This window comes from Streptomyces sp. NPDC127097, from assembly GCF_042724075.1.
Lineage (GTDB): Bacteria > Actinomycetota > Actinomycetes > Streptomycetales > Streptomycetaceae > Streptomyces.
In genome coordinates this window covers 89088-115335 of sequence record NZ_JBHXFI010000025.1, presented here as the reverse complement: position 1 = coordinate 115335, position 26248 = coordinate 89088, and the positions used below count along the sequence as shown (strand labels likewise).

Annotated in this window: 20 protein-coding genes; 6 read left to right on the top strand and 14 right to left on the bottom strand. The window is 69.1% G+C overall.

The features are described from left to right. Positions 1-95 precede the first annotated feature (95 nt). Both ACFWJW_RS20350 and ACFWJW_RS20345 read right to left on the bottom strand, forming a co-directional pair. On the bottom strand, positions 96-1139 hold the full coding sequence (locus ACFWJW_RS20350; RefSeq protein ID WP_387242980.1) for a hypothetical protein: 1044 nt from the start codon (positions 1137-1139) through the stop codon (positions 96-98). 562 nt (positions 1140-1701) lie between these two features. Next, positions 1702-2556, bottom strand: a complete 855-nt coding sequence (locus ACFWJW_RS20345) for a LysR family transcriptional regulator (protein ID WP_387242977.1) — start codon at positions 2554-2556, stop codon at positions 1702-1704. 80 nt (positions 2557-2636) lie between these two features. On the opposite strand from ACFWJW_RS20345, the gene ACFWJW_RS20340 reads away from it, so the two are divergent. After that, positions 2637-3131 (top strand): cupin domain-containing protein, encoded by a 495-nt coding sequence (locus ACFWJW_RS20340; protein ID WP_387242974.1) that lies wholly within the window; start codon positions 2637-2639, stop codon positions 3129-3131. On the opposite strand, the gene ACFWJW_RS20335 is transcribed toward ACFWJW_RS20340, so the two are convergent. Next, the gene (locus ACFWJW_RS20335; protein ID WP_387242971.1) at positions 3128-3544 is read right to left on the bottom strand and encodes a DUF6463 family protein; all 417 of its coding nucleotides are present in this window, start codon (positions 3542-3544) and stop codon (positions 3128-3130) included. The genes ACFWJW_RS20340 and ACFWJW_RS20335 overlap by 4 nt on opposite strands. Before the next feature lie 110 nt (positions 3545-3654). Next, positions 3655-4299, bottom strand: coding sequence for a DUF2867 domain-containing protein (locus ACFWJW_RS20330; RefSeq protein WP_387242968.1), 645 nt, complete (start codon positions 4297-4299; stop codon positions 3655-3657). A 127-nt stretch (positions 4300-4426) separates the two neighbouring features. Here ACFWJW_RS20330 and ACFWJW_RS20325 point away from each other — a divergent pair, with 127 nt between their 5' ends. Next, positions 4427-5047, top strand: coding sequence for a TetR/AcrR family transcriptional regulator (locus tag ACFWJW_RS20325; protein ID WP_387242965.1), 621 nt, complete (start codon positions 4427-4429; stop codon positions 5045-5047). Positions 5048-5295: 248 nt separating this feature from the next. After that, positions 5296-6468: an FAD-dependent oxidoreductase gene (locus ACFWJW_RS20320; protein ID WP_387242962.1), complete on the top strand. Its 1173-nt coding sequence runs from the start codon at positions 5296-5298 to the stop codon at positions 6466-6468. A 238-nt stretch (positions 6469-6706) separates the two neighbouring features. On the opposite strand, the gene ACFWJW_RS20315 is transcribed toward ACFWJW_RS20320, so the two are convergent. From ACFWJW_RS20315 to ACFWJW_RS20295, 5 genes are all read right to left on the bottom strand, one after another. Further along, on the bottom strand, positions 6707-7501 hold the full coding sequence (locus ACFWJW_RS20315; protein ID WP_387242959.1) for an enoyl-CoA hydratase/isomerase family protein: 795 nt from the start codon (positions 7499-7501) through the stop codon (positions 6707-6709). Next, a complete protein-coding gene (locus ACFWJW_RS20310) occupies positions 7498-8724 on the bottom strand; it encodes a CaiB/BaiF CoA transferase family protein (RefSeq protein ID WP_387242956.1) in 1227 nt (408 codons plus the stop codon). The genes ACFWJW_RS20315 and ACFWJW_RS20310 overlap by 4 nt, the downstream gene beginning before the upstream one ends. Positions 8725-8773: 49 nt before the next feature. After that, on the bottom strand, positions 8774-10144 hold the full coding sequence (locus tag ACFWJW_RS20305; protein ID WP_387242953.1) for a M20/M25/M40 family metallo-hydrolase: 1371 nt from the start codon (positions 10142-10144) through the stop codon (positions 8774-8776). 101 nt (positions 10145-10245) lie between these two features. After that, positions 10246-11523, bottom strand: a complete 1278-nt coding sequence (locus tag ACFWJW_RS20300; RefSeq protein ID WP_387242989.1) for an MFS transporter — start codon at positions 11521-11523, stop codon at positions 10246-10248. A 215-nt stretch (positions 11524-11738) separates the two neighbouring features. Continuing rightward, positions 11739-12185 carry an ATP-binding protein gene (locus ACFWJW_RS20295; RefSeq protein ID WP_387242950.1) on the bottom strand — a complete coding sequence of 149 codons (447 nt, stop codon included), beginning with the start codon at positions 12183-12185 and terminating at the stop codon, positions 11739-11741. Positions 12186-12440: 255 nt separating this feature from the next. Between ACFWJW_RS20295 and ACFWJW_RS20290 the strand changes: the two genes are divergently transcribed. Beyond that, complete coding sequence (locus tag ACFWJW_RS20290; RefSeq protein ID WP_387242947.1) at positions 12441-13340, top strand: LysR family transcriptional regulator; 900 nt, start codon at positions 12441-12443, stop codon at positions 13338-13340. A 315-nt stretch (positions 13341-13655) separates the two neighbouring features. On the opposite strand, the gene ACFWJW_RS20285 is transcribed toward ACFWJW_RS20290, so the two are convergent. The 5 genes from ACFWJW_RS20285 to ACFWJW_RS20265 form a co-directional block, all read right to left on the bottom strand. Beyond that, positions 13656-14585, bottom strand: a complete 930-nt coding sequence (locus ACFWJW_RS20285) for an IS481 family transposase (RefSeq protein WP_387242945.1) — start codon at positions 14583-14585, stop codon at positions 13656-13658. A 211-nt stretch (positions 14586-14796) separates the two neighbouring features. Further along, on the bottom strand, positions 14797-15489 hold the full coding sequence (locus tag ACFWJW_RS20280) for a hypothetical protein (protein ID WP_387242942.1): 693 nt from the start codon (positions 15487-15489) through the stop codon (positions 14797-14799). Positions 15490-16289: 800 nt separating this feature from the next. Next, a complete protein-coding gene (locus ACFWJW_RS20275; RefSeq protein ID WP_387242939.1) occupies positions 16290-19697 on the bottom strand; it encodes a M48 family metallopeptidase in 3408 nt (1135 codons plus the stop codon). Then, a complete protein-coding gene (locus ACFWJW_RS20270; protein WP_387242936.1) occupies positions 19694-20224 on the bottom strand; it encodes a hypothetical protein in 531 nt (176 codons plus the stop codon). The genes ACFWJW_RS20275 and ACFWJW_RS20270 overlap by 4 nt, the downstream gene beginning before the upstream one ends. A gap of 1444 nt (positions 20225-21668) precedes the next feature. Further along, positions 21669-23060, bottom strand: a complete 1392-nt coding sequence (locus ACFWJW_RS20265; protein ID WP_387242933.1) for a peptidase C39 family protein — start codon at positions 23058-23060, stop codon at positions 21669-21671. 227 nt (positions 23061-23287) lie between these two features. Between ACFWJW_RS20265 and ACFWJW_RS20260 the strand changes: the two genes are divergently transcribed. Both ACFWJW_RS20260 and ACFWJW_RS20255 read left to right on the top strand, forming a co-directional pair. Next, the gene (locus ACFWJW_RS20260) at positions 23288-23872 is read left to right on the top strand and encodes a uridine kinase (protein ID WP_387242930.1); all 585 of its coding nucleotides are present in this window, start codon (positions 23288-23290) and stop codon (positions 23870-23872) included. A gap of 475 nt (positions 23873-24347) precedes the next feature. Next, complete coding sequence (locus ACFWJW_RS20255) at positions 24348-26240, top strand: AAA family ATPase (protein ID WP_387242927.1); 1893 nt, start codon at positions 24348-24350, stop codon at positions 26238-26240. Positions 26241-26248 lie beyond the last annotated feature (8 nt).

Genomic DNA, 26248 nt, shown 5'->3' with positions numbered 1-26248 from the left:
ATCTTTTTCCCCCCCGGTGTCCCTCTCTTTGCCCCCACCCCCACCACCCCCCCCCCCCCGCCACGTGGGTACCCCCTCTGCGGAGTTGAGCCGCTTCAGGACTGAGGGGCGGCGCGGTAGACGTTTCCGTAGGGGCCGACGACGAAGAGGACCTCCAGCTTGTCCTTCAGCTTCGCGTCGCCGGCGGCGGCGGTGACGGCGGCCTGGATCTCGTCGGTGGACGGGGCGTTCTTCACCCAGGGCACCTGGGTGGCGTCCGCGACGACGACCACCTTCCCGGTGCTCTGGTATTTGGTGACCTTCTCGGAGACCTTGTTCACGAGCTGGCTGACGAAGCCGTCCCGGTCGCTGCCCAGCTTGATCACGAAGTGGTCGCCCTTGGTGGCGGTCGTGCTGTCCGTGACCTCGTAGTCGGGCTTGAGACCGCCCTCGTCCTTGCCGCCCGCCTTGAGCTTGTCGTAGCCGGTGACGTAGAGCCGCTTGGCGTTGAGGTACTCGGGCACCTCGGTCAACACGTCGGTCGGCAGGCTGGTCTCCAGCTTCTTGTCCTCGGGAATCTTGTCCTGCGGGACGTCCGGCGGGAATGCCTGCTTGAGCTCGCGGAACTTCTCGGTGGCGTCGGCGACCGGAGTGGCCTCTTCGGCCAGGGCATGGATCAGGTCATCGGCCTTCTGCTTGAAGGTGGCGCGACGCTGCTCGGCGCCGTCCTTCGCCTTGTTGATCCACGCCTTGACCCGGGCGTTCTCGGGATCGAGAACATTGCGCTCCTGGTTCAGCTTCTCCACCGCGGGTTTGAAGTCGCTTACCCACTTCTCCCGGGAGGACGGAACCATGATGGCGTCCGAACCCGACGTCGGGGACGGGATCTTGGCCAGCTCCGCGGCTCCGGAAGTCGAAGCACCCTCACCAGGGTTGGAATGCGGTTCGACCGGGCGGTCCGCCGGCCGTTCCGCCGGCCGCGCCGGCTCCTCACCGGGCTTCGGGACCTCCTTGGGCACGGGTTCCGGAGCCTTCCCGATGCCCGGCGCCGTAAGGAGATCGGTCCCGATCTGGGTGAAGATCTCGGCCGTGCTCGGCGGACGATGCAGCCTCTCGGCATCCGCGGGGCAGCGGCTGGACCACTCCTGCTCGCTTTCCACGCCGGGGTCCCACGGTCCACAGGCCCGAGCGGCGGACGCCGGCGCGGCCATCCCGAATACCGCCGCCCCGACAACGGCGACAAGGGCAACGCCCTGGAACGCCCGGTGGCGTCCCGGCGCCTCGCCCGCCGGTCTCCTCTTGCGAGAGATCTCGTGTGACATCTTTTTTCCTTCCTTCCGCCGGGCGGCCGATGCATCAGCCCGTTCCCGAACTCCCCAAAGATTGCGATACGAAGAATTCCTCCCTTCGGCACATAAGGAGAGCCCCGCTCCGCACTACGGGTTCCGCGGACTTATCGGTAACTTCCACAAGATTCCGGAGCTCATTTCGCGGAAGACGAGAGAACCCCTAGAACGGTTCCATCACCGAACCGAGAGCCATTCTCATATTTCGGCTCGGACCATTCATGAGGCACACCAAAATCCCCTGACCTGCCCGCTCGTTCGCACTCATGCACCCATCACAAAAGGGATGACGCGCACCCTCCCGAGGAAGCAGAAACATCGCGGGTCTTCGCCCAGTCCCCCAAGGACGAATTACCGCTCGCGTACTTCACCATGCTCAGCGCTGATAGGCGGCGATCGCGGTCCGGACGAACGAGCGGATCAGTGGATTCGTGTCCTCGCCCGCGTTCCATGCCACGACCACACGGCTCGGCGGCATATCGATGAGCGGCACCACGGTGAGCCCCGCCGCCGGCTCGTGGTGCAGGAGGGTGATCCCGACCGTGCCGTTCCAGAGAACGGCTTGCTGACATTCCTGAACGGCGCGCACCACCGGGCCCTCACGGGGTTCCCCGCCGTGCCAGTAGGACTGCCAGCGGGGGTCGGTGCCCTCCGGAAACCGGAACCAGCGGCGATCGGCCAGGTCGGCCGGCTTCAAACCGCCGCGCCGGGCCAGCGGATCATCGGCGCGCAGCAGTGCTCCCACCGGGTCGGCGCGCAGCGCGTGCACGGTCAGGCCGGTCTCGTCGAAGGGGCCGCGGGTCAGGGCGACATCGACCAGTCCGGCGTGCAGCCCGCAGGTGGGGTCGGTCAAATCGGCCTCGCGGATGCGGACTTCAACACCCGGGTGCAGCCGGTGGAAGGCGCCGGCCAGCCGGGATGCGCCCGGGTCGGTGCTGCCGCCCAGCATGCCGACGGTGAGGATCGCGGCACCGGCCGCCGCGGCCACGCGTACGCGTACCCGGTCGGCCTGATCGAGCAGCGAGCGCGCCTCGTCGAGCAGCACCGCCCCCACCGGAGTCAGCGTGACACCGGCGGACGATCGGTCGAACAGCGCGGCGCCGGCCTCGGTCTCCAGCTGCTTGATCGCCCGGCTCAGCGGCGGCTGGCTCATGTGCAGCCGCGCGGCGGCCCGGCCGAAGTGGAGTTCCTCGGCGACCGCGACGAAGTAACGCAGCGTGCGTAGCTCCATGCTGCGACGATACCCGGACGGTATCGATGACACGGAACAGGTCTTGGACCGCCGCATCGCCCCGGCAGTGGAATGGGCACATGACTGACGAACCGAAGACCAGTGAGCCGATGCCCGACCCCGCCGTATCGGTGGTCGGTCCGGGCGACGGCGAGACGATCCTCCTGGGCACCACGCGCATGCGGGTCCTGGAAGACGGCAGCAACACCGGGCACCGTCTGGGCCTCGCCGAGTCCGTCCTCGCGCCGCACACGCCCGGACCGCCCCAGCACCGCCATGCCCAGCACGACGAGGGCTTCTACATCATCTCCGGCACCGTGCGGTTCACCGTGGGCGACAAGGACTACGACGCGACCCCGGGCACACTCGTGATGGTCCCGCCCGGAGCCCCGCACACCTTCGCCAACACGACCGACCAGCCGGCCGTCATGCTGAGCACCTTCACGCCGGACCTGTACGTGCAGTACTTCCGCGACCTGGAGGAGATGTTCGCCGGCGGCCAGGCGCTGACCCCACAGGGGAGCCTCCAGGTGATGAGCCGTTACGCCACCGAGCCCGCCGCCGACTTCACCTAGGGAATCCGCGTCGCGTCCGCGTGCGGCTCCGAGTTGGCGCGGCCGGCGGCGCGGCGGCCGCCGGCCCACAGCAGGATGCTCGCGAGCAGGAAGAGCGGCCAGGGCGTGAGGATGAGGATGAAGGCGTCCACCACGCACCAGAGCCCCAGCGTCCACGCGAGGAACGGCGGTGGTGTGATGCCGCGGCGGTCCAGCCACAGAACGATCAGTCCGACCACGATGAGGGGCGGGCCGAAGCTCTCCAGGGACAGCCAGAGCGCGCTGTTGGCCGGGCTCATATCGGAGAAGCGCTCGTGCCACAGAGCCCCGCTGAACCACTCCCCCGCGTAGCGTGCCGCTCCCTCCACCGTTAAGGCGGAGAGCGTGTGCGCGGCTCCGAGAAACACCAGGAGCCATCCGGCCCATTTGATCATCTCAATCCTCCGGTCTGTGAGGGGCGTGGAGCCACTCGGCTGTGGAGTCGCGCGACGTCACGCGGGTGTCGTTCGGTTGTCGTTCGGTTGCCGTTCGGCCGTGGTTGGGGTCAAGCCGGGCCGGCGGCATCTCTGCGCGCGGCGTCTCCGGCGTCTCCGGCGTACCTGCGCGGGCGGCCGTGGTCGAGCCAGGCGCGTTCCCATTGGCGGGTCAGTGCCGGGTAGACGATGAGGTACCGGAACGGTGCGATGGCGGCCATGTAGAGCCGTCCGAACAGTCCGTTGGCCTTGACCAGGGCCGCCATACGCAGTGCGTATCCGCCGTCGTCGGTCGGCACCCAGCCCAGATGCATGACGCTGTGGACGGTTTTGTTGGCCAGCTCGCGGGCCGCCTCGTTGTCGAGCTGGTAGACCTCGGCGAACGGGTCGGCACAGGGGACGGCGTCGTCGGCGGTCCGGGCGAGGTCGCGCGGAAGGCGGTCACACAGCGAGTCGACCCGCCCACCCAGGCCCGCCCGAGCGGTGTCCCAGCCGAGCAGGGCACCGAGCTTCCAGCGCACCGCGAACAGCAACCGGACCGCGGCGGGATCCTTCCGACTGTCGTACGCAGTCTTCAGCGCCCTGACCATCACAGGAAAGTCGTCGGGCCCGGCACCGGGCGCACGGAAGGACCACACGTCCTCGACCCGGAAGTCGTGCGTGAACTCATGGATCCGCCACGGCTGTGCCGTGTGGGCGGCTTTCGGGATGCGCATCGGTCATTCCTTCCGGGCCGGCGTGCCCTGCCAGTTGGGCCGGGACCCGCCGGCGCACCAGAGATACGGACGGACCCGAGTTACGGAACCGATGGTTTCGATACTCACGGTTCCGTATGATGCACCCATGTCCGCTCGAGAGCAAGCCCGCAACCAGGGGGGCCGCCCCCGAGACAGCCGCGTAGACGACGCCATCGCCTCCGCCGTACGAGAGCTGCTGTCCGAAGTGGGATACACGCGGCTCACGATGGCCGAGGTCGCCGCGCGAGCCGGCGTGGGCAAGGCGGCGATCTACCGGCGCCACGCCACCAAACAAGAGATGATCTTTGACGTTCTGCTGCCGGATCAGTTCCTGGCCGTGGCACCCGACCACGGCTCGCTCCGCGCCGACCTGGCCGCCGTCATCGCCGAAATCGCGGACAGCATGGCCCTTCCGCCACAGGGGACGGTCCCCGGCCTGCTGGCCGATATCCACGCCGATCCCGCCCTACGCGACCGGTTCGAAGAGAAATACCTGGGAGCCCAGCGCCGGACCCTCACGGAGATCCTGGACCGCGCGACCGCACGCGGCGAACTCACCACCCGCCCCGCCCCGGCCACCCTCAACGCCCTGCTGGTCGGCCCCGTCTTCGCCTGGCTGTTCCTGCTGTCCGAATCCCCCGGCCAACTCCCCGCCCTGACCACCGCACTCCTCGACGCGACACTCGCCCTCATCGGCCCGATCCAGGCCCTTGAGGACGAGCGGTAGGGACGGGCCGGGGCACGGGGCTGAAAGCACTGCCGAGTCGGCAGCAGGACCACGAACAGGTCCACGACGGCAGGACGTTGAGCAGGGACAACTGCCCCGAACCATAGGCATCGTTCCCGCGGCGTGCCGTGACCAGGGAGGCCGGGGTCTTGGAGCCGCCGCGCCGTACGGCCCCACCAGGCACCGTGCCCAGGTGCATCATGGAACTGAACGCCCGAGGGGACCAACGCAACAGAGCGGACGGGTACGTGACACACATTCTGGTCATCGGTGGCGGGATCGCCGGAGCGGCGACCGCGCTGGCCCTGCACAAGGCGGGATTAGACGTCACCGTGCATGAGGCGCACCCCGACACGGCCGAGGACATAGGGGCGTTCCTGACCCTGGCGAGCAACGGGATGCGCGCACTGGCGCAGCTCGATGCCTCGGCTGTGGTCACCGCGCTCGGTTTCCCGCTGCGCTCGATGCGCGTGCTCGACGACCAGGGCAGTGAGGTGGCCCAGGTGCCGCTGGGCGAGGCCGACGACGCGCTCCTGCGGTACCGGTGCCTGCGCCGGGGCGAGTTGAGCGCCGCGCTTCAGGCCGAGGTCGTGCGTCGCGGAATCCGGCTGACGCACGGTGCGCGACTGGTGTCCGTCGAGAACGGTCCGGACGGGGTGAGCGCGCGATTCGCCGACGGCGGCGTCGCGACCGGCGATCTGCTCATCGGCGCGGACGGCCTGAGCTCGGCCGTCCGGCGCTCGACAGCACCCGGCGTGGAGCCCGTCTACGCGGGGCAGAGCGTCTTCTACGGCTACACGCGCAGCGCCCCGGTGGCGGAGGACACCGGCCACATCACCATGGTGCGGGGCAGCTCCGCCGCCTTCGGCTACGCGGTCTCCCCGGACCGGGAGACGTACTGGTTCGCCCGCGTGGGCGGAGACGCCGTCCCCGCCCACGACCTCGCCCACCCCACACCGTCCCGCTGGCGCGAGCAACTCGTCGCGACGCTGAGCAAGGACGCCACCCCCGCCGCGGGCATCGTCGCGGCCTCCACCGACGACATCATGGCCACCAACGCCACCGAGATCCCGCCCGGCACCCCCTGGCGTTCCGGACGAACGCTGCTCATCGGCGATGCGGCACATGCGGCCTCACCGGCGACGGGCCAAGGGGCCTCGATGGCCCTGGAGGACGCGGTCATCCTCGCCAAGTCCCTACGGGACATCCCCGACCCGGAGCGCGCCCTCGCCCTCTACGAGGCGTGCCGCCGCCCCCGCGTGGAGCACAACATCACCACCAGCGGAGAAATCTCCCGCGGCACCCGCGCCCCTTCCCGCCCCGCCGGCGGACCGCCCCCGCAACGCCCCGGCGACGACGCTCTCACCGCCCAACTGGACTGGAACCGCGACATGAACGCCGTCCCCGGCAAAACGGACTGAGTAGCGGATCCACCAGGCCCTCGCCCGGCTCCGGCATGGGAAAACCAGCTTCGAACGAGCCCAAGCTGGGCCGTGCTGAGTTCGTGCTGACTTCCGCTGCCGCCCCTTCCTGTCCGTTCGGGGGTGTTGCGCTGGGTCAGTGCTGGCTTCTGGCGCTGAGGGCCGAACCGCGGACAGCACTGAGACAGACAAGACGCGCACTCTTCACTGCGCGTCATCTGCCGCACATCCTCCCTGCTCAGCCCGCGAGGGGCGGATCCGGTGCGCCTGCCGCCGAGGGCCCGAGGAAGGCGGCGACCGCCGGACCGAAGTGCGACCGTGCCACCACCGGCCGCGGATTGACGGCGGTGGCCGTTCGCTGCGGCCCCAGCACGGCGCCGACCGCCAGCTTGGCGGCGCGGATCGCCGCCGGCGGCTGCGCGGCGATGGCAGCGGTGAGCCGGCTGGTGCGATCGGTGAGTTGCGCCGCGGGCACCTGGTGGTCGGCCAGTCCGAGCACCACCGCCGTGCGGGCGTCGACCAGCCGGCCGGTGTAGAGCAACTCCCGTGCCACGGACGGTCCGGCCAGGGCGACCATCCGGGCCGCGAAGGCCGGGCTGGCGAGGATGCCGAGCCGGGCGATCGGCATCCCGATCCGGGCGGAATCCTCCATCAGCCGCAGGTCGCAGGCGAGGGCGAGCTGGCACCCCGCTCCGGCGGCGACCCCGCGGATCTCGGCGATCACCGGGACGGGACAGTCCTCGATCGCGGAGAACGCCTCTTCCATGTGCGCGAACGACCCTTCGACGTAGCGGGGTTCCGCGTCCACCCAGTCGGTCATGTCGGACCCGGCGCAGAACGTGTCCCCGTGCCCGCGGATCACCAGCACCCGCAGCGACCGGCAGGCGCCGAGTTCCCCGACCTCCCGGGCCAGCCGCGCCCAGGCCGCGCCGGGGAGGGCGTTGCGCCGGCTGCCGTCACCGATGCAGATCTCGGCGACCGCCCCGGACCGGAATGTCGCGATGCTGACGTCGGGCTCGGGTACGGCGGTCACTTCACGGCCTTTCGGGCGCGCAGGTCGGACCACTTCCGCGGGCCGACCCCCATCGCGGTCAGCACCTGCGCGGTGTGCTCCCCGTGCCGGGGCGGCGGTGTGCGCACGGCCGCCGGGCGCTCGGACAGCTTGATGGGCGAGGCGAGCGTGCGCAGCAGGCCGGCGTCGGGGTGGTCGAGTTCGGTGACCATGCCGCGCGCGACGACCTGGGGGTGCCGCAGCGCCTCGTCGACGGTGTTGATCGGTCCGACCGGTATCTCCGCCTCGGCCAGCAGCGCGGCCCATTCCTTGGCCCCCCGGGCGCCCAGCGCGTGCTCGATGAGCGGGAGCAGCTCCTCGCGATGGCGGACCCGGTCCGAGTTGGTCGCGAAGCGCGGGTCGTCGGCGAGTGCGGCGAGCCCGATCGCGGTGGCGAAGCGGCGCCACTGTCCGTCGTTTCCGGCGGCGACCATGAGGTGACCGTCAGCGGTGGGAAATGCCTGGTAGGGCACGATCGTGGGATGGGCCGAACCGTAGCGCTGCGGAACGCTGCCGGAGGCGAAGTACCCCCCGGCGACATAAGTCAGCCAGGCCACCTGGCCGTCCAGCAGCGACACATCGACCCAGTCGCCGGTGCCGGTGTGCTCACGGTTGCGGAGGGCCGCGAGGACGCCGATGGCGGCCCACATCCCGGCGGCCAGATCGGCCGGCGACACCCCGAAGCGCACAGGCGGCCCGGTGGGCTCACCGGTCACGCTCATGACGCCGCTGACCGCCTGCGCGATCGCGTCGTAGCCGGGCTCGTTCCTGTACGGCCCGGTCTGCCCGTACCCGCTGACCGAGGCGTACACCACGGCGGGATTCCGGTCGCGGACCTCCTGGTAGCCCAGGCCGAGGCGGGCCGCCGTACCGGGCCGGAAGTTCTCCACGACAACATCGGCGGTGGTGGCCAACTCCCGTATCAGGGGCAGGCAGTCGGGGTCCTTGAGGTCGACGGCGATACCGCGCTTGTTGCGGTTGACGCTGTGGAAGTACGCCGCGTCCTCGCCCTGGAAGGGCGGTCCCCAGGCGCGGGTGTCATCTCCGGAGACAGGGTCCTCGACCTTGATCACATCAGCGCCCAGGTCGGCCAGCACCATGGTGCAGAACGGCCCGGACAGGATGCGGGACAGATCGAGGACCTTCAGACCGGTGAGGGCTCCGTCGTGGACGAGCCAGGGCTCGGGCTGTGGTGTGGTGTGCATGCGCGGTGTCACGCCTCTGTTCGAGTGGTTTCGCCTGGCGGCCGGACATTCAGGAACCCAGTTCGAGCAGGAGCTCCATGCAGATCGCGGTGGCATCGAGGAAGTAGTCGACGCGGAGGTTCTCGTTGGGCGCGTGGTTGGCCTGGTCGGCGTTGGCCAGCGGCAGGCCGATGCTGGGCACACCGAGGATCCCGGTGAAGATCCAGTCGGGAAGCGTGCCGCCATAGGCGGGGATCAGCAGCGGATCACGCCCGGTCACCCGGGAGATGGCCCGCGCCACCCTGGGCGTATGGGGGTTGTCGATCGAGGTCCGGGACGCCGGTACGCCACAGACCATGGTGACCGTCACCTCGGGGGCATGGACCCGCAGGTGTGCGGCCACCCGCTCGAAGACCACCTGCGGGTCCTGCCCCGGCGTCAGCCGGATATCGACACCCGCCTCCGCGGTGTCGGGGATGATGGTCCGGTCCACATCCCCCGTGGTGATCCCGTTGATCGTGAGCGTGGGGCGGTCAGCCAGCCGCTCGTAGAAGGACAGCCCGTTGAACGCGGGGTCCATCGCGGTGAGTCCGATGCCCCCGAGGACTTCCTGCAGGTCGAGCGGGAGGGCGGCGAACGCCGCCCGATCGGCGTCGGACAGCGGTTCCCGGCCGTCGTCGAAGCCCTCGACGAGGACCCGGCCGCTGGGGTCCTTGAGACTCGCCAGCGCCTGGACCAGCCGCCATGCCGGGTTCGGCGCGACATTGCCGAAATTCCCGGAATGCAGCGGGTGGCTCGGACCGGTGGCGCCGATCTTGAGACGGATCATGCCGCGGACCCCGTGCGAGACGCACCATTCACCGGACTCATGCACCGAACGGTCACTCCAGACCACGAGATCGCAGTCGAACCGCTCCTGGTGCGCGCGCAGGGTGTCCGCCAGTGTGGGGCTGCCGATCTCCTCCTCGCCATCGAGGAGCACGGTGACCGTGCAGGGGAGCGCGCCGATGTGCTCGTCGAAGAGGCGCAGCGCCTGTAGGTGCGCATAGTGCTGCCCCTTGTTGTCACCGGTGCCGCGGCCCCAGATCCGCCCGTCCCGCAGGACGGGGGTGAAAGGATCGGAGTCCCACTTCTCGCGTGGCCCGGCCGGCTGGACGTCGTAGTGGCCGTAGAGCAGGACGTGCGGCGCTCCCGTCGGTCCCGCACGGTGGCCGACCACCAGCGGCCGGCCCTTGCCGGCGAGCACCGACGGGGTCAGGCCGGCCCGCCTGACCTCTTCGACGGCGACATCGGTCGCGGCGGGGAACCCCTCGCCGGTCATGCTCACACTGGGATGGCTGACGTACGCCATCAGACCGGCGATGAGTTCGTCCTGACACCCCTGCACGAGTTCGCGTGGCGTGGCGGGGAGTTGGGTGCGGATCGTGGAAGCGTCAGTCATTGTTGACCTCGTTCTTTCTGGGCACTGCGGGCAGGGCGCCGGTCAGGCAGGGTGTGTCCAGGCGGGGATACATAGGGCGGCGCGGTGGCCGTCCGGGTGGGTCAGCGCACGGTGAGGAAGCGGCGGGCGGCCAGCAGGGAGGCGATGCTCAGGGCGCCGATCGCCATGATGTAGAAGCTGGGCGAGAGGTGACTGCCGGTGGCAGCGATCAGCCAGGTGATGACCACGGGTGCGAAGCCGCCGAAGGTCATGACGCCGATGTTGTAACTGAGGGACAGGCCGGTGCCGCGGGTCGCGGTCGGGAAGACCTCGGACATCAAGGCGGGCAGCGCACCGAAGTAGCCTGCCTTCAAGACACCCAGGATGAACATCACCACGCCCATGACCAGCAGCGACGGACTGCCCGACAGCAGCAGGAACAGTGGGTAGATGCTGAGGATCATGGCGGCCCCGGCGATGAGCATGACCTTGACCCGGTCGATCCGGTCCGAGAGATGGCCAACCAGAGGAGTGAGGGTCGTCAGTGCCACGCCGGACACCGCCGCGCCGATGAAGCCGGCGGAGGACGGCAGCCCGAGGACCTCGTGTGCGTAGGTCGGCATATAGACGATCACGTAGGTCACCGCGGTGGACATCGCCAGTGCGCCGACCATGAGGAGCACCGGCAGTTTCTGGTTCCGGAGCACCTGGCGGATCGGGGTCACCGCTACCTCTCCCGCCGACGCGACGTCGGTGAATTCCGCGGTCTCCGGGACATGACGGCGGATCAGGTATCCCACCGGGCCGATCAACAGGCCGACGATGAACGGAATGCGCCAGCCCCAGGAATCCAACTGCGCTCCGGAAAGGCTCAGACTAAGTACGGTGCCGAAGGTCGCGGCCAGCAGTGTCGCCGCGCCCTGCGAGGCGAACTGCCAACTCGCCATGAATCCCCGTCGGCCGGGGGCTTGTTCGGCCAGGAATGCGGTCGCGCTGCCGAACTCCCCACCCGCTGAGAATCCTTGCAGCAGACGGGCCACCAGAATCATTACCGGTGCGGCCATTCCGATGGACTCATAGGTGGGCATCACGGCGATCAGCAATGTGCCGATCAGCATGAGCTGGATGGTGAGCAGCAGCGCGGCCTTGCGCCCGGCGCGGTCCGCATACGTTCCCAGTACCAGCGCGCCCAGAGGCCGGACCAGATACGAGACCCCGAACGCGCCGAAGGCGAGCATCAGGGACACCGTCGGATCGCCGGCCGGGAAGAATGCCTTGGAGATCGAGGCCGCGAAGAATCCATACGAGGTCAGGTCGTACCACTCCAGCATGTTCCCGGCTGTGGCCGCGAGCACGGCACGCCGTGCTCGGCTCTTACTGACAGGCTTCTCGGCATCCATCTGATCTGTCTCTCTCAGGGTCGTCACGAGTGTCACTCCCTCGAATCGAGCAGGCGAACCGCCGCGAAGGGCGGCATCGCCGATGGGCGAGTCCGAAGCGGAAAAACGGATCCGGCAACTCGTTGAGCGATGACGCTAGAGCCACCCGATCGTTCGCACAATCGCAACTTCTAGAACACCTGATTGCCAAAAAGGCAACGCACAGCGGAATTCCCTCACACCGCGGGAAGGTCCGCCCATCGCGTGATCCCGCCGGGGACGACACGAGTGCCGTGCCGGGCGGCCAGGGCGGAGACGATGCCGTTCCCCCGACCGTGTTCCGCCGGGGTTCGGCCGTCGGCAGGCCGGGGCACGGACCCGGCGGGACCCGCGTCGGTGACCTCGATACGCAGCGCACGGGACCCCTCGGCCACCGTCCGCGAAAGCTGGAGCACGGCCGGCGGGAGAGCATGGGTGACCGCGTTGGTGACCAGTTCCGAGATCACCAGGACCGCGTCCTCAATGGTGGCGGGAGGCAGATTCCAGCCGGTCAGCACGGTCAGCGCCCGTCGACGCACCAGGCCGACGGCCTCCGGTATATGCGGCAGCGGAATGTGGAATTCGGGGTCCCCACCCGGCATCGCATACGAGCCGGAGTATTCGGTGGGAGCTGTCGCATTCATCGCTTTCCCCTGCCGCGGCCGCCTGCGGGAGGGTGCACACCCGAGCGATCAAGGGAACCTTGGGCCGACCGCCGGCTGATCGACGAGTTAGCCGTACGAGAGACGTACGAGAGACGCTTTTCGTCTTACGGGCCGCCCGGCCGGGTGAGCCCGCAGGGCATAGAACGAAGGTAGACACAGCACCAGCATTCGCACAATCGCAATTTATCGAACAATTCGTTGCCCAAAAGGCAATGCCCTTCTATGCTTGACGGCATGCTGAACAGTCCGGCTCTTGAGTACTTCCTTGAAGTGGTCCGCACCGGCTCGGTCAATGAGGCATCCAGGCGACTTCTGGTCGCCGGCTCGGCCATCAGCCGGCAGATCGGAAAACTGGAGCAGGAGATCGGGGTACCGCTCTTCGAGCGCCGTCCGCGCGGAATGGTGCCGAGTGCGGCCGGCGCCCTCTTGGCCGCTTATGCGCGCCGCGCCGCGCTGGAAACCGATCAGGTGCTCGCGGACATCCGCGGCCGCGGCCGGCTGGGGACCATTGTCCGGGTGGCCAGTTCACAGGGCATCGCGCAGGAATTCCTCCCGCACGCCATGGCCTCCTTCCGCAAGGACCACCCGGGCACCACCTTCCAGCTTCCCGTGGTGGCCCCCTCGCAGGCCACCCAAATGGTCCAGGACGGCACGGCCGACCTCGCCATGACGTTCAGCCTCGCACCCATTCCCGAGGTCCGCGTGATACACGCCCAGCGCGCCCCGATCCAGGCCCTGGTCCGCTCCGACCACCCCCTCGCCGACCGCAACGAAATCCATCTGCACGACCTCCTCCCCTATCCGGTCGCACTCACGGAGGAAGGCGCCACGAACCGGCGTCTTTTCGACCTCTGCTGCGCGATCGAGGGAATCAGCTTCGAACCCCTGCTGGTCAGTTCCAGCTCCAGCGCCCTGTCGGCCTTCGTGAGAGAGGCCAACGCCGTGTCCCTGATCGGCCACATCAGCATCCATGAACGCCTGCGCATCGAGGGTCTGAAGGCCATCACCATCCTCAACCCGGAAATGCACCTCCGCACCATCCAGATCCAGGCCATGGTCGGCCGCCAACTCACCGCGGTGGTACAGGAATTCGCCGACCACCTCATCCGCCGGCTCGGAGAAACGGAGGTATAGCTCTTCGACGGACTGCGCCCTCAAGCGGCACGCCCACTGCCCCATCCAGCGCCGACCAGCGCCCAGTTCGCCGCCGCCACGGACGAGAACCCGACGAACAACACCCCAGAGGCCCAGCGGCGCTGACCGGGGCACCCAGACCGCTGACCGCCCGCGACCGAGGCCAGCAGCCGCGTGAACAGGTTCAGAGAAGCGACGATGCCAAAGGTGAGGGTGCGGCCTGCCCTTTGAACTCCGCACAAGCTGCGCATGAGTTGATTGCCGTGCCGAGCGCCTGCACCCGCGAGACCGTCTAGATGTGCGACTGACGGACGCCTATGACAGTGGGTCTTGGGCTTTCTGGCGTAGGCGTTCGTAGGGAGTCTGGCCAGTGAGGGCTCCGTGGGGGCGATGGTAGTTGTAGTAGTCCTCCCACTCCTGCAGCTTGATGTTGAAGAGGTTGACGTCGTCGATGATCTGGCCCTCCAGCAGGCGATAGAACTCCTCGGAGTCGATGCGGTGGGATCGTTCGACCTTGCCGTTCAGCCGTGGGGTACGCGGCTTGATGCGGACGTGGCCGATGCCTTTGTCGAGCAGGTGCCAGTGGAAGGACTGGCCGAATCCCTGGCCGTTGTCGGTCTGGACCTGCTCGACGGCGAAGGGGAGCTTGGCCAGCACGTAGTCGATGAACTGGATGGCGGTCTTCTGGTCGTTGCGGGGGTAGGCGCGCAGAATGCGCAGCCGGGTGCAGTCGTCGATCGCGGTGTACTGGTAGTAGCGCTTCTTGCGGCCGCTCTGGCCGAGCGGCTCGATGAACTTGACGTCGACCAGCTGGTGGCCGGGGCGCTGCTTCTCGTAGCGCTTCCAGCGGGTGGTGTGGCGCTTGTAGCGCTGCGAGGCCGGCAGCCGGTTCAGCCCGACCTTCTTCAGGATCCGCCAGACCCCGGATGTGCTGATGGCCACGTCGTGGTAGCGCTGCAGGTACATGGCGATCTTGGCTGGGCCGAAGTGGTACTGACGACGCAGCCACAAGATCTTCTCCACGACGTCGGCCGCCGTGGCGCTGGGCATGTGGTGCGGGGCGCTGGAGCGGTCCTTCAGTCTTTCCAGGCCCTCGGCCTCGTAGCGCCGCTGCCACCGGTAGTAGCACTGACGGCTGATCCCGTAGTAGCGGCAGGTCGCCGCAACACTGCCGCTGACTTCCTCAACGTGCCGCAGCACCGCCAGCCGATGCCGAGCACGTCGTTGTAGTTCCCGTTCGGTCATGCAGGTCTCCTAGGAATCAGAGACCCATCTGTCAACAACCTCAGTCAGTTTTAGACCTAGAGTGCGCTCCACACGTACTCCCTCACGTCCTTGGCAAAGTTCTCGAGATCGTCGACCGCTACTACCAAGCCTTGCAGGGCCCCATCATGGGTGTGGGTGGTGAAATGCATGTGGGACCGCTCGAATGCCGTCTCGGGCACGTCCGTGGCATTCAGCGCCAGGCTGACACGCCGCTGCCCGATTCTTGCGCGTCCACCCACTGCCGCGTCAGCGAGCTGACGAACGCCTGGGTGTCCGGAGCAAGATACCGCCCGCCCCAAGACATCTGGCCCAGGTATTTCGCTCCGTTGTTGTTCAGCTGTTGCCAGGCGCCGCGGATGGTGTCGCTCGGCTTGGCGGCGGTACCGGTGAACTTCTTCATCTCCCACAGCCTGAACACGAATCCCACCGCACCATCCTCAACGCGGTGGATGATCAGCCCGTCCGGGCCGCTGTCAGTCACCGTCGAAGAAGGCGGATCAAGGATCTCCACGCGTCGTCCGGGGTCGAGGGTGAGGTCCCGTGTCAGGAGGTACCAGAGCCACTCACCTATGTAACCGGTGACGCCAGTGGTGTCGTTGGCTTCGAATACCGGAGCCGCGACGTTCAGCACGTGCTCTCGGTCCTTGTCGACAAGCTTCGTGCCTGTTATGGCAGCCTCACGCCACAGCTCAAAGGCGAGAGTGTCCAAATCGGCCCGGGCGACCATGATCTCATCCGCGATATCCCAGACCGCCGCTGCTCGGTCTATAGGTTCCTGGCCGATGGTCCTCACTAGGTCCCATGGGCACACCTGATCACGGCCGCGCGGCTCGCGTCGCGTCAAATCAATGAGGCGGCCGCCGACCGATTCGGCGCGCTTCATTGCCTGACCTGCAGAAACTCGCAACTCGCCGTCCCCCCACCCCCCGGCCCGGTGCCGGGCCGCGAGGGCACGACACTGTCCATACGATCACCCTACCCACCCATGAACCTCCTTCATCTGCTGTCGTGAATACCTGCAGAAGTAAGGCGTCGGGCAAACCGGTCGGCACCTCAGGCACGTGGCCATCAATATGAGCGAGACCCGACCGCAGAGGCAGATTTGGCCGGCGAAGCCCTCCGGTGGCTGGCGGGGCGCCGACGGGGTCGGCGGGGGAATTGGGCGCAGCAGTGGGGTGGGTGAATGCGCGCGGCGACAGCACCGCCCAAACGGCGAGGACCGCCGCTCCGCGCCGGGATCAGTTCGCCTACGGCAGACGCCCGCGACTGGAGACCTGCACGAAGACCATGCCAACGTACAGGTGCTAGCAAAACCGCAGGTCAACGGATGGATGGTCCTGCACCGTGAACTGCTACGCGCGAGGTAAACAGTGGTACCTCACCACCGAGCTTCCGCATGGGAGGCCGCGTCATGTACAGGATTTCGGCGCTCAATGAGTGGGTCATTGCACAAGAGAAGGCAGATCACGTTCCAACGCTGCTCTGAGTCCCCTCAGTAAGAAGTCCATGAAGCGCGCAGTACGCGCTTCTTGAAGGCTATACGCAAGGCGGACGGTGGTGCCTCGATCTTTCGGGGTCCCGGCGCGCGACTTGCCATCATGTCGTACGCACATAGCAGTCGAGTTCATAGAGCGCTTTCCCTTGCTGGCGTGGGCCCCGGCCTCTGTCACCCAGCCCACATCGTCACCGCGCAGGCTCAGACTGACCGTAGCGATCGACCGGTACCCCGAAGCGCCGGAATCTCAGGCGGACTTCGTCCAACTCGTTCCGGGCCGAGATCAGCGTGCGCACACTGCGCCCGAGGAGGGAGACGTCGTCTTTCTCCACCGCCTGGTGGCACTGCGCTCCGCCCTTCACGGCGAGCGCGGCGGCCCGGAACCAGTGCTTCTGGGCGGACTGCTCCGGAATCGGAGTGACCGCCAGGGCCCGGCGGCCGCTCACCACCCAGCGGTCGCACACGAGAAGGAGCGCATCCGGGTTCCGGCTGCTGTTTGTCAGCGCGGTGCCCATGGCGCGTACATTCGCTGCGAAGTCCTGCTGCATGGCCCGGCCCCCGTTCATCTGCCACACGATCATGCGCTGCCGGACGGTCGTGCCGGAACCAGGCTCCCCGGGCGACGGTCCGGGATCGCGCTCCTGTGAACGCGGGAAGGCGGCCGTAAACTCCTCGTTCCTCCGCGCCATCTCCTGCCACCAGCCGGAGAACAGCGCAAGGACGGTGACACAGACCAGAGCCAGGTAGGCGCGATGCCACCAGATCCGGCCCGCCGCAGCCGGCTGGTCGGGAGGTGGCACCCCCGGACCACGTCGCTGCCGCCATCTCCAGGCCGCGGTGAGCACGGCGCCCGCGCCCACCGCACAGGTGCCCAGGGCAACGGCGCTCGGTGCGAAAAGGAATTGGAGGACCTGCCAGCTCTTCGCGGGCCGCCAATCACAGGTGTCCGTCAGGACAGCGAGGGGTGGTGTGCAGCCGTCCGCCCCTGTGAGGACGAACGTCGCGGCGGCCCCCGCGACCGACGTCGCTCCCGCGACACCGGTGACGATCAGCGCACGAGCCCGCCCGGAGAGCCCGCGGCGCCTTGTCGTGCGGGACGCCGCGACCGTGGCAAGGGCAACGGCGAGCACCAGCGCGAGGGCGATCGACGACTGGGAGCTCTGGAACCACTGGAGCCACACCCGGGACGAGGAGTACCTGTCGGCCGGCCGCTGGGTGTGCAGCCAGAGTCGTGCGGCGACCACGGCCAGGATGCCCAGCGCTCCGCCGCCCGCCACCAGGCCCAGGGCCGGACCCGTACCCAAGGGCCGGGAGGCCGGCCCATCGGTGCACTGCACCGCGCCGGGCCGGGTCGTGCTCCGGCGACCACGCCGGTGGCGCACGGCCCGGATCGCGACCCCGATCGGGGTGACGATCGCCACCACGAAGAAGCCCACGGACATCGAGAACGCCGCCAGGAAACGCAGCAGCGGCCAGTATTGTGCCGGCTGCCAGCCGCACGCCGACTGCACAGACATCTGTGGGGCGCATCCGTCGGTGGCCCCCAGGACGAAGGCACCGGCCAGCCCCAGCAGCAGCGCGCAGCCCGCCGCGACAAGGGCCGTCGGCAACCGGCACCCGGGCGCCTGCGCACAGACCAGGATGGCGGTCGCCGCGGCGGCGGCACACAGCGCCACCGCGATCCAGAGCAGGACGAACATGTTCCAGGCTGTTGTTCCTCGCTCGTCCCAGGCGACGGGCCGCAGATGCAGCCACGCCCGGATCGCCGCCACGGCGCAGACCGCCAGCGCGCCACCGACCGCACCACGCTTGAGCACCCAGCCGAGCGGGGGCAGTCCGGTCGGCACGGCGGGCGGCATGTGCGTCTCCGGCAGCGCTCGGCGCACCCACTCCGGTACGCCCGCGACGGGACGGCGCATCCAAGCGGTGAGGGGATAGAGCCACAACAGCACGCCACCGACCATGAAGGCCGGCTCCATCATCAGCACGAGGCCGAAGACCGGGGAGAACTCACGCAAGGACCGCAACTGGCCGGGGGTGCCGGAGTACGGGAAGTGGTCCTGCAGGCGATCGAACAGCCCGGAGATGTGCGCATCCCCCAGGTAGAGGTGCCCTTGCGTGTTCCACCAGACGAACCAGGAGCCGAAGACGGCCACCGTGACGGTCAGACCCCCGAGCTGCACCCACCGAAGTGACCGGCCGCGGCACATCCTGATCCACACCTCGACGCACTGCGCCGCCCACCAGGTCAGCCCTGCGCACCCCGCGATGAGAAGCAGCAGCACATGAGGGTGGGATGGTGGCCAGTCGCGGCTGGAGGAGCGGAAGACCAGTTCACCCGCGGCCAGCCCGAGGCCCAGCCACACCCCCGCCCGGAGTCCTGAGGGGGTGGGCCGACCGGCCAGCAGAGCGTGGGTCACGGCCCTCCACAGTGCCGTGCCGACGATGCCGGTGATCAGCGCCGCCTCCAGCCAAGCGGACACGGTGTCGGCGTCACGAGGGAGGGGGAGGTCGCGGTCGAGGAGCAGGAGCGTGGCCTGTCCCGATTCCACGACGGCCGCCGCCGCCAGCACCATGGTGGTCGCCCGGATGCCGAACAGCGCCGCCGGATCCAGCAGCGATTGCCGGCGCTCCGTCCACGCAGGGTGAGTGCGCCACAGGGAGACGAAGCGGCGTCCTACGTTTCGGAAGCTGAAGCCCACGGTCATCGGAGCGGCCCCGCCCACGGCGAGCGCCTGCGGGCTTCCGCCCCACCGGACCGCGTCAAGGTCCGCATACAGCTCGCGGGTCCGGAGCACATCGGCGCGTGCCAGCATCACCAGAGCCGCCAGGACCAGCGGGTACACCAGGCCGCGCAGACCGATCAACCACCCGCTCGGCAGTTGTTCGAGGAACTCTGACGGGCTCGCCATGGGCGGATAGATGTTCATCACGGCATACGGGAGCAGGACCACGAGCGCGAACGCCCGCCACAGCGCCTCGGTGGCATAGGCGATGTCCACGTCCCGGTTCCGGATGTGCGCGAGCTCGTGCAGGACGACGGTACGGAAACCGTCGGGGTCCGCCGCGCGTCGCGCGATGAGCCCGCCGTGCAGGCTCACCGTGTGGCTGCGCCACCGCCCGAAGACCACCGCACTGGGCGTGGCCGCCACCGGGTCCATCACAAACGACGGCGGCCTGTCCAGTCCGGCCTGACGCGTCAGCTGCCGCAGTTCATTGAGAAGTTCGGCATCCGTGACCGCCACGAGTCTGCCGCCGCGTACCTTCCAGCGCGGCAGCCAGACGTAGCCGATCAGCGCGAGCACGAAGACCAGCAATGTGCCGCCGATGCTCCAGGCCCAAGAGGAGGGGTACGTCACCGAGTTCAGACAGGCTTGATAGGCCGCCTCGCCACGGACGCCGCGGTCGGCGAGGCAGCTGCCCGGGTCACGAGGCGTGGCACGTAAGCCCCTGGCCATGATCCAGGTCAGCTGGAGACAGCTCGCCGTCACCAGGACGACCAGCAGGATGAAGCGGAGCGTCGTACCGGCGCCGAGCACCCTGCGGTCAAGCCGGGAAAGATCCGCCTCGGCCTCCGTGTTCAGCGGCGAGGTCATTCGCCCTGCCGCCGCCGCTGCGGCCGGTCAGGGGCGCCGTCCGCCTCCGCATCCCGACGGAGACCGCCGCCCGGCAGCGCGTCGAGCGCCAGGCGGGCCGCAACGCCGTCAGCGACCGCGAGCGCCCGCGGGTCTTCGACCCCCGCCGCCGTACAGCGCTCCAGCACCGTATCCCGCACCTGGACGATCTGCTCCTGGGACAAGGTCGGCAACTGCAGAGGGGTGGGGTCGCCGGACCGCCGGAACAGTCTCCGCACCCGGTTCCGCAGCCGGGGAGCCGCCCCCTCGCCGACCGTGCTCAGCGTCTGCTTCGCCAGCTCCGCCAGAACGGCCCAGAGCACGGGCGTCACCAGGGCGACCACCAACTCCAGCCCGAACCCCAACGGCTCCCGTCTGCGGCCACGCCTCAGCAGAGCGCGGTCCACCGCCGCGTCATCCAGGTCCCGCATCCCTTCGATCAGCGGCAGTTCCTCCGACGCCGTCTCGGCGACTACATCGCAGACCACCTGACGCACCGCCAGTCCCACAGGCTCCCCCTACGCTCGCATACCTGCCATTGGCTCTCTGCTTCCCTCACACCCACGAAGTACCGGTCGTAAAGAACGGCCCCCGCGGTGCCGTGGCCCACGGGCAGTGGCCGTCAGCGGGACGGCCACTTCTACGGGTAACAGGGGTTGACGGGACCATTGGCAGCACCAGGAGCTTTGGCCGATTCCCCCCGCCCCCGACCGGAGTGGGGCCGGAAGCATGCCAAACCGGCCGGTTGGAAGGATGGGAAACCGAGGGTCGCCGGCGGCTCCCCGGCCCTGCCCGCCGGGGAGCGTGTCCGGGCACGCATTCTGCAGGGGTCCGGCCGTGCCACCCGCAACACGCGCGACTACGCCGCCGTGATGATCCTCGGACAGGCACTGAACGTCCTACCTGTCCGGACGAGACGTCCAGGCCACCATGCCCGTCCGCCACACCACTGCCGCCCAACCTTGCGGTCGCACCGACGCTGCAAAGCGCTTCGATGGCACACTTCGGCGCCCTATCGTCAATGGAGCAACTCAAGGGCTCTCTCCCGAGCTGTCGTATAGCCAAATCATCAACCAGAGCCCTCATTTGGCGCCGCCGGAATTCCGAGCTACAACAACACACCCTGGCGGGAAGACCCGTCGGTGACGCTTGGGCGGATTGGCACGGATTTGGCAACGGTAGTAGACAAAGGTGTTGGTTCGCCGGGCAAGCGAGGGCGCGTACCGGACCAGGGGCCCGGTGGGCGTAGCGCCCGGCAGCGTGAGAAATCGTTCGACCGCAAGAAGGACGCGGTGGATTGCGCCACCAAGATGGAGAACGACAAGCGGGAGAACAGCTACGTCGATCCTTCTGCCGGCAAGCTGTCCGTGCGGCGCTATGCGGCCGACTGGCTCGCCCTGAAGCCCATGGCGGTCGGCACGGAGGAGCCCTACGAGCGCGTCATGCATCTTCGCGTCCTCTCACAGCTGAGGAAGAAGGCCATCTCCCAGGTCACTTCGGCCGATGAGAGGACGCTTCCCAGCTTCGATGAGATTTCAGCCTTGGCCAAAGAGACTGGTCCACGTCTGGAACCTGCTGTGTGGCTCATGGCTCGCCCCCTTGGAACATCGCGAAGAGGGCGAATGGCGCGACATACCGGCGCCCGCCACCCTGGAGCCGACTGCCGAACGGCTGCCCATTCGGAATCAGGCCGGAGGCATGATCTACCCCGACCTTTTCCGTGAGTCCTGGGACCGCGCCCTCAAACGCCTCAGCCTTCCCGACCACAACCCGCACGACCCCCGCACAAACGGGCCACCGTGACCCTCAGCAACGCCGTGCCCATCCACGAGTTCTCGCGCCGGCTGGGCCACAGCTCGATCAAGATCACGGTGGACCGCTACGGCCGCCTCACCCTCGACGGCAGTGAGCGCTGCCGTCAGGTCAGCGGGGCGGCCTTCGGGGTACAGATGCTCAGCGGATCCCCAGCTCCCCCAACACCCGCCGCTGAGTTGCTGCCGGTTCAGCCGGGAAGTAGAGGTAACAGACCCCTCCCGAACCGCCGACGACCTTGCCGTCGGCGTTCTTCCGCTTGGTGCGGAGCCAGATGTTTTCGAACTGCCGGCGCTTGTAGACGTGCCGGACCGCCGCGTCGTCGGGCGAGGCCGGGTCGTTGGCGATGATGTCGCCGGTCTTGGTGAAGCCGACGACGGTCATCAGGTGGCCGGCGGTGCCGTAGCCGGCGCCGTCGAGTTCGGTTTTGAGGAAGGACTGGGAGGTGATGACCGGGATGCCCGCGTGGATGAGGCGTTCGACGTCCGTGAGGGAGGCGAGGCGGGTGACGATGCCCTGGAGGTCCCGGTAGGTGGCGGCGTAGGCGGCGTTGAAGGGCCAGTTGCCGCAGCCTTCGTACTGGTAGTCGAAGGTGTAGCGGGCGGCGTGGCAGACCTGGGGGTCGGCGTAGTCGGGGTTGACCCAGGAGAGCTGGTCCCGGGTGGGCTTCCGGCCCCAGGATTCGATGATCATCTGGGAGGAAGTGGGACTGCACCAGGCTTCGCCCCCGTTGTCGTACTCCGGGTACTGGCCCTTGTGGATCTCCTGGGAGTAGTGCGGGACGACCAGCTCGCGGCCTACCAGGCCGGGCCGCGATGCCGGCACCTCGAAGCGGTCGGGGAGGTCCGAGGCCATGGCGCCCAGCCGCCAGACGGTGGGGGTGAGGGCGGTGCCGGGCCTGCGGTGGAGGGTGACGCGCAGCTGGTACGAGGTCAGGCGGAGGCCGCTCGCGGGGGTGTCGATGGCGAAGGTGTCGGTGGAGATGCTGCTCTTGCCGTCCTTCTGGTCGTCGACGGAGGTGCGGCGGATGTCGGCGTCGCTGTCGCCGGCGGTCCAGCGGCCCATCACGTACCAGGGGGTGCGGGCGCCGTCGGAGTAGGTGCCGCGCAGTTCGACGGCGATCCAGGTGCCGGGCGGGGTGTGGGCGTTCCAGGAGGCGACGGCCTCGGTGGCCGGAACCTTGAGGGAGTGCGCCGGGGAGGTCCAGACGGCGTACTCCCAGGCGGTGGTCCGGCCGGTGTGCGGATCCTTGTAGTCAAGGGTGCCGGCCGGGCGGACGAGGCGGATGCCTGGGCGGGCGCCGTGGGTGGGGGCGGTGCCCTGGGCGTGACCCTTGTGCCAGTCGGCGGTGGTGGTCCAGGCGTGATAGTCCACGAGGCTCTTCGATCGGCGCGCGGCGGCTTCCGGGGTGGCGGCGGCCGCGGACGCTTCGGGCGTACGGGCGGCGTCGGCCTGCGCCGAGGGGGTGGCGGCACCCGCCGCGGCGGCGAGTGCGGCGGCCAGGACGGTGCGCCGGGGTGCGGAGCTGGTCATGGTGGAGGTCCCCCAGTGGGATGCAGACGAGTGGACGGAGAGGTCGGGCCGGGCGGCGGACGGGCGGCTGGTGGCGGACGAGCAGCGGGCGGCGGGCGGCTGAGCAGTGGCTCAACTATTCCGGTTCCGGGCCTGCTGCGGAAGGCGGTGCGGGGCGCGTCGCGGCACCAATATTGGTGTGGACCACTGGCGTCGGAGGGGTGGGGCCGGCGGCGTACGCTGGCGCAATGGACCCTGCTCTGGCCTCGCTCGCCGCCCGGCTGCGTACCGTGCCGCCCTCCTGCGGTCCGGTGCGGCTGATCGCGGTGGACGGGCACGCCGGCTCGGGCAAGAGCACCTTCGCCGAGCGGCTGGCCGGCGCGCTGGGCGGGGTGCCCGTGGTGCACACCGACGATCTCGCCACCCATGAGGAACTCTTCGCCTGGAGTGAGCGGTTCGACGCCCAGATCCTGGCGCCGCTGTCCCGGGGCGAGACGGCGCGCTACGGCGTCTACGACTGGGTGCGCGGGGAGTTCACCGAGGAGCGTGCGCTGGCGCCCGCGCCGCTGGTGCTCGTCGAGGGTGTGGGCGCGGGCCGGCGGGCGCTGCGGCCGTTTCTGGCGTGCCTGCTGTGGATGGAACTTACGCGCGAAGACTCCTGGGAAAGGGGTCAACTCCGGGACGGGCCGGGGCTCTCCGCGTTCTGGCGTGGCTGGATTTCGGCGGAGCAGGCGCACTTCGCGGCGGATCCTTCGCGCCCCTTTGCCGATTTCCTGGTCCACCAGGGGCAGATGGGGTACGAGGTAGCCGTGGGGCCTTCCGCGACACCATGATCGGCCCCGCTTCTCACGCTCCGTAGTGGACCATGGTCGACGCGCCCGGCGACGCCGACAGGGTCCCGCCGAGTACCTCAACTCGGCTTGACCTGGGGGGCGTACAGGACTTACGTTCTCAATGTGCGGTTCAACGGACCGCCCACAGATGCGAAGCCCCCGGTTGTTCCCCCGTGATCGGGGGCTTCGTTCTGTCCGAAACCGGCCCGCACGGCCGCCGGGCGCCCGCTCCCCCTCACCCTGGGTCACCGCATTCTTCGCGCCGCGGCGCCCGGCCCGGCCCCCCACTGTTGCCCCGTACCGCCCTCTACGGCCTGCACCGATCCCGCGGGTACCATGCGAGTCCGTGCCACCGCAGGCCAGCACCGAGGTGCGCGCGGAGACGGTCAACTCCCGCCCGCGGTATGCCGGTTAGGGAGCCGCCGCCGGGCACACGCCCGGCGGCCGCACGGGGGACGCTTTGTGGGGGGACGGGATGGATTTCGGCACTCAGGCTTCGTCCGCCCCGGCCGAGCTCGCCTGGCTGCGCGCGGTCGACGCCTACACCGTGGGCGCGTATCCGCAGGCCGAGGAGGAGTTCCGGGCCGCGGTACGACTCGATCCGACGATGGCCGACGCCTGGCTCGGTCTGCACGCACTGCGCGCCGACACCTCCATCGCGCTGCTGCGGATGCACCGGCACCGCGACCGCTTCGGCGAGATGCGCGCCCGCCACCGACGCACCCTCAACTCCTGGTACTGGCTGGGCTGGTGGGTCCAGCCGGTGCTGGAGACCGGCCGCGATCTGCTGCTCGCGCACGCCTCGCACTGGCTCGACGGCCGCCATGTCGCCGAACTGGACCAGGCGCTGGCCGGCTGCCCGCCGGTCGACACCGACCCCCAGGTGCGCTTTCTGCACGCCTGCCGCGCCTATCTCGTCAAGGACTGGGACCAGCTCGTACGGCAGACCGAGCCGCTGCTCGCCGATCCGGTGCTGGGCATCGAGGCGGGGCTGTTCGGTGGGATGGCGCGGGTGCGGCTGGAGATGTACGGGCAGGCCGAGCCACTGCTGTCCGCCGCGCTGATGCGCTGCCGCAGCGAGCAGCCGCAGCGCAAGGAGCTGCGCTACTGGCTCGCCCGCGCCCATGAGGGCACCGGCCGCAGCGCCGCGGCGCTCCCCCTCTACCGCGCCGTGCACCGGGTCGATCCGGCGTTCATGGACACCGCGGCGCGGCTCGCCGCCATCGCCGAGGGCGACGGCCTGGACGAGGGCTCCGATCTCGCGACGGTCTCCGCCGCCGGCCTCGGCCAGGAGGCCGGCGGCGATCCCGATCCGCTGGCCCCGCTCGATCCGGTCGACGGCCGTGAGCTGCTGGTGACCGGCGAGGCGGACGGGCCGGAGGGCGAACCGGGTGGCGCGCCCGCCGGGGGCGACGCGGCGGCCCGGGTCAAGGCGACGGCCCGGGTGCCGCGCGGCGCCGAGCGGCTGCCCGCCGGGCCCGCCGATCCGGTGCTGCTGGAGAAGGCGCTGGCCGAGCTGGAGCGGATGGTCGGCATGGAGCCGGTCAAGCGGCAGGTGCGGGCGCTGTCGGCCCAGCTGCGGATGGCCCGGCTGCGGGCGAGTCAGGGGCTGCCGGTGCAGCCGCCGAAACGACACTTCGTCTTCTCCGGGCCCTCCGGCACCGGCAAGACGACCGTGGCCCGCATATTGGGGCGGGTCTTCTACGCCCTGGGGCTGCTCGGCGGCGACCATCTCGTGGAGGCCCAGCGGTCCGATCTGGTCGGCGAGTTCCTCGGCCAGACCGCCGTCAAGGCCAATGAGCTGATCGACTCGGCACTGGGCGGGGTGCTCTTCGTCGACGAGGCGTACAGCCTCTCCAACTCCGGCTACAGCAAGGGTGACGCCTACGGCGACGAGGCACTTCAGGTGCTGCTCAAGCGCGCCGAGGACAACCGCGACCGGCTCGTGGTCATCCTGGCGGGCTACCCGGAGGGCATGGACCGGCTGCTGGCCGCCAACCCCGGCCTGTCCTCCCGCTTCACCAGCCGCGTCGACTTCCCCAGCTACCGGCCGCTGGAACTGACCGCCATCGGTGAGGTGCTGGCCGCGGAGAACGGCGACCGCTGGGACGAGGAGGCCCGCGACGAACTGTGCAGCATCAGCGGTCATGTCGTCGAGCAGGGCTGGATCGACGAACTGGGCAACGGCCGCTTCCTGCGCACCCTGTACGAGAAGAGCTGCGCCTACCGCGACCTGCGGCTCGCCACCTGGCTCGGCACCCCCACCCGCGACGACCTCGCCACCCTCCGGCTGCCCGATCTGATGCAGGCATACGGCGAGGTGCTCTCCGGGCGCGGGCCGGATCCGCTGGGTCGGCCGGAGTACTGACCGTCGCG

Excerpts from the sequence above, each read along its gene's own strand:
- ACFWJW_RS20290 (WP_387242947.1), top strand. The coding sequence starts at position 12,441 with ATGCTGAACAGTCCGGCTCTTGAGTACTTCCTTGAAGTGGTCCGCACC.
- ACFWJW_RS20295 (WP_387242950.1), bottom strand. The coding sequence starts at position 12,185 with ATGAATGCGACAGCTCCCACCGAATACTCCGGCTCGTATGCGATGCCG.
- ACFWJW_RS20330 (WP_387242968.1), bottom strand. The coding sequence starts at position 4,299 with ATGCGCATCCCGAAAGCCGCCCACACGGCACAGCCGTGGCGGATCCAT.
- ACFWJW_RS20255 (WP_387242927.1), top strand. The coding sequence starts at position 24,348 with ATGGATTTCGGCACTCAGGCTTCGTCCGCCCCGGCCGAGCTCGCCTGG.
- ACFWJW_RS20260 (WP_387242930.1), top strand. The coding sequence starts at position 23,288 with ATGGACCCTGCTCTGGCCTCGCTCGCCGCCCGGCTGCGTACCGTGCCG.
- ACFWJW_RS20285 (WP_387242945.1), bottom strand. The coding sequence starts at position 14,585 with ATGACCGAACGGGAACTACAACGACGTGCTCGGCATCGGCTGGCGGTG.
- ACFWJW_RS20340 (WP_387242974.1), top strand. The coding sequence starts at position 2,637 with ATGACTGACGAACCGAAGACCAGTGAGCCGATGCCCGACCCCGCCGTA.
- ACFWJW_RS20310 (WP_387242956.1), bottom strand. The coding sequence starts at position 8,724 with ATGCACACCACACCACAGCCCGAGCCCTGGCTCGTCCACGACGGAGCC.
- ACFWJW_RS20305 (WP_387242953.1), bottom strand. The coding sequence starts at position 10,144 with ATGACTGACGCTTCCACGATCCGCACCCAACTCCCCGCCACGCCACGC.
- ACFWJW_RS20300 (WP_387242989.1), bottom strand. The coding sequence starts at position 11,523 with ATGGATGCCGAGAAGCCTGTCAGTAAGAGCCGAGCACGGCGTGCCGTG.
- ACFWJW_RS20265 (WP_387242933.1), bottom strand. The coding sequence starts at position 23,060 with ATGACCAGCTCCGCACCCCGGCGCACCGTCCTGGCCGCCGCACTCGCC.
- ACFWJW_RS20335 (WP_387242971.1), bottom strand. The coding sequence starts at position 3,544 with ATGATCAAATGGGCCGGATGGCTCCTGGTGTTTCTCGGAGCCGCGCAC.
- ACFWJW_RS20280 (WP_387242942.1), bottom strand. The coding sequence starts at position 15,489 with ATGAAGCGCGCCGAATCGGTCGGCGGCCGCCTCATTGATTTGACGCGA.
- ACFWJW_RS20345 (WP_387242977.1), bottom strand. The coding sequence starts at position 2,556 with ATGGAGCTACGCACGCTGCGTTACTTCGTCGCGGTCGCCGAGGAACTC.
- ACFWJW_RS20275 (WP_387242939.1), bottom strand. The coding sequence starts at position 19,697 with ATGACCTCGCCGCTGAACACGGAGGCCGAGGCGGATCTTTCCCGGCTT.
- ACFWJW_RS20325 (WP_387242965.1), top strand. The coding sequence starts at position 4,427 with ATGTCCGCTCGAGAGCAAGCCCGCAACCAGGGGGGCCGCCCCCGAGAC.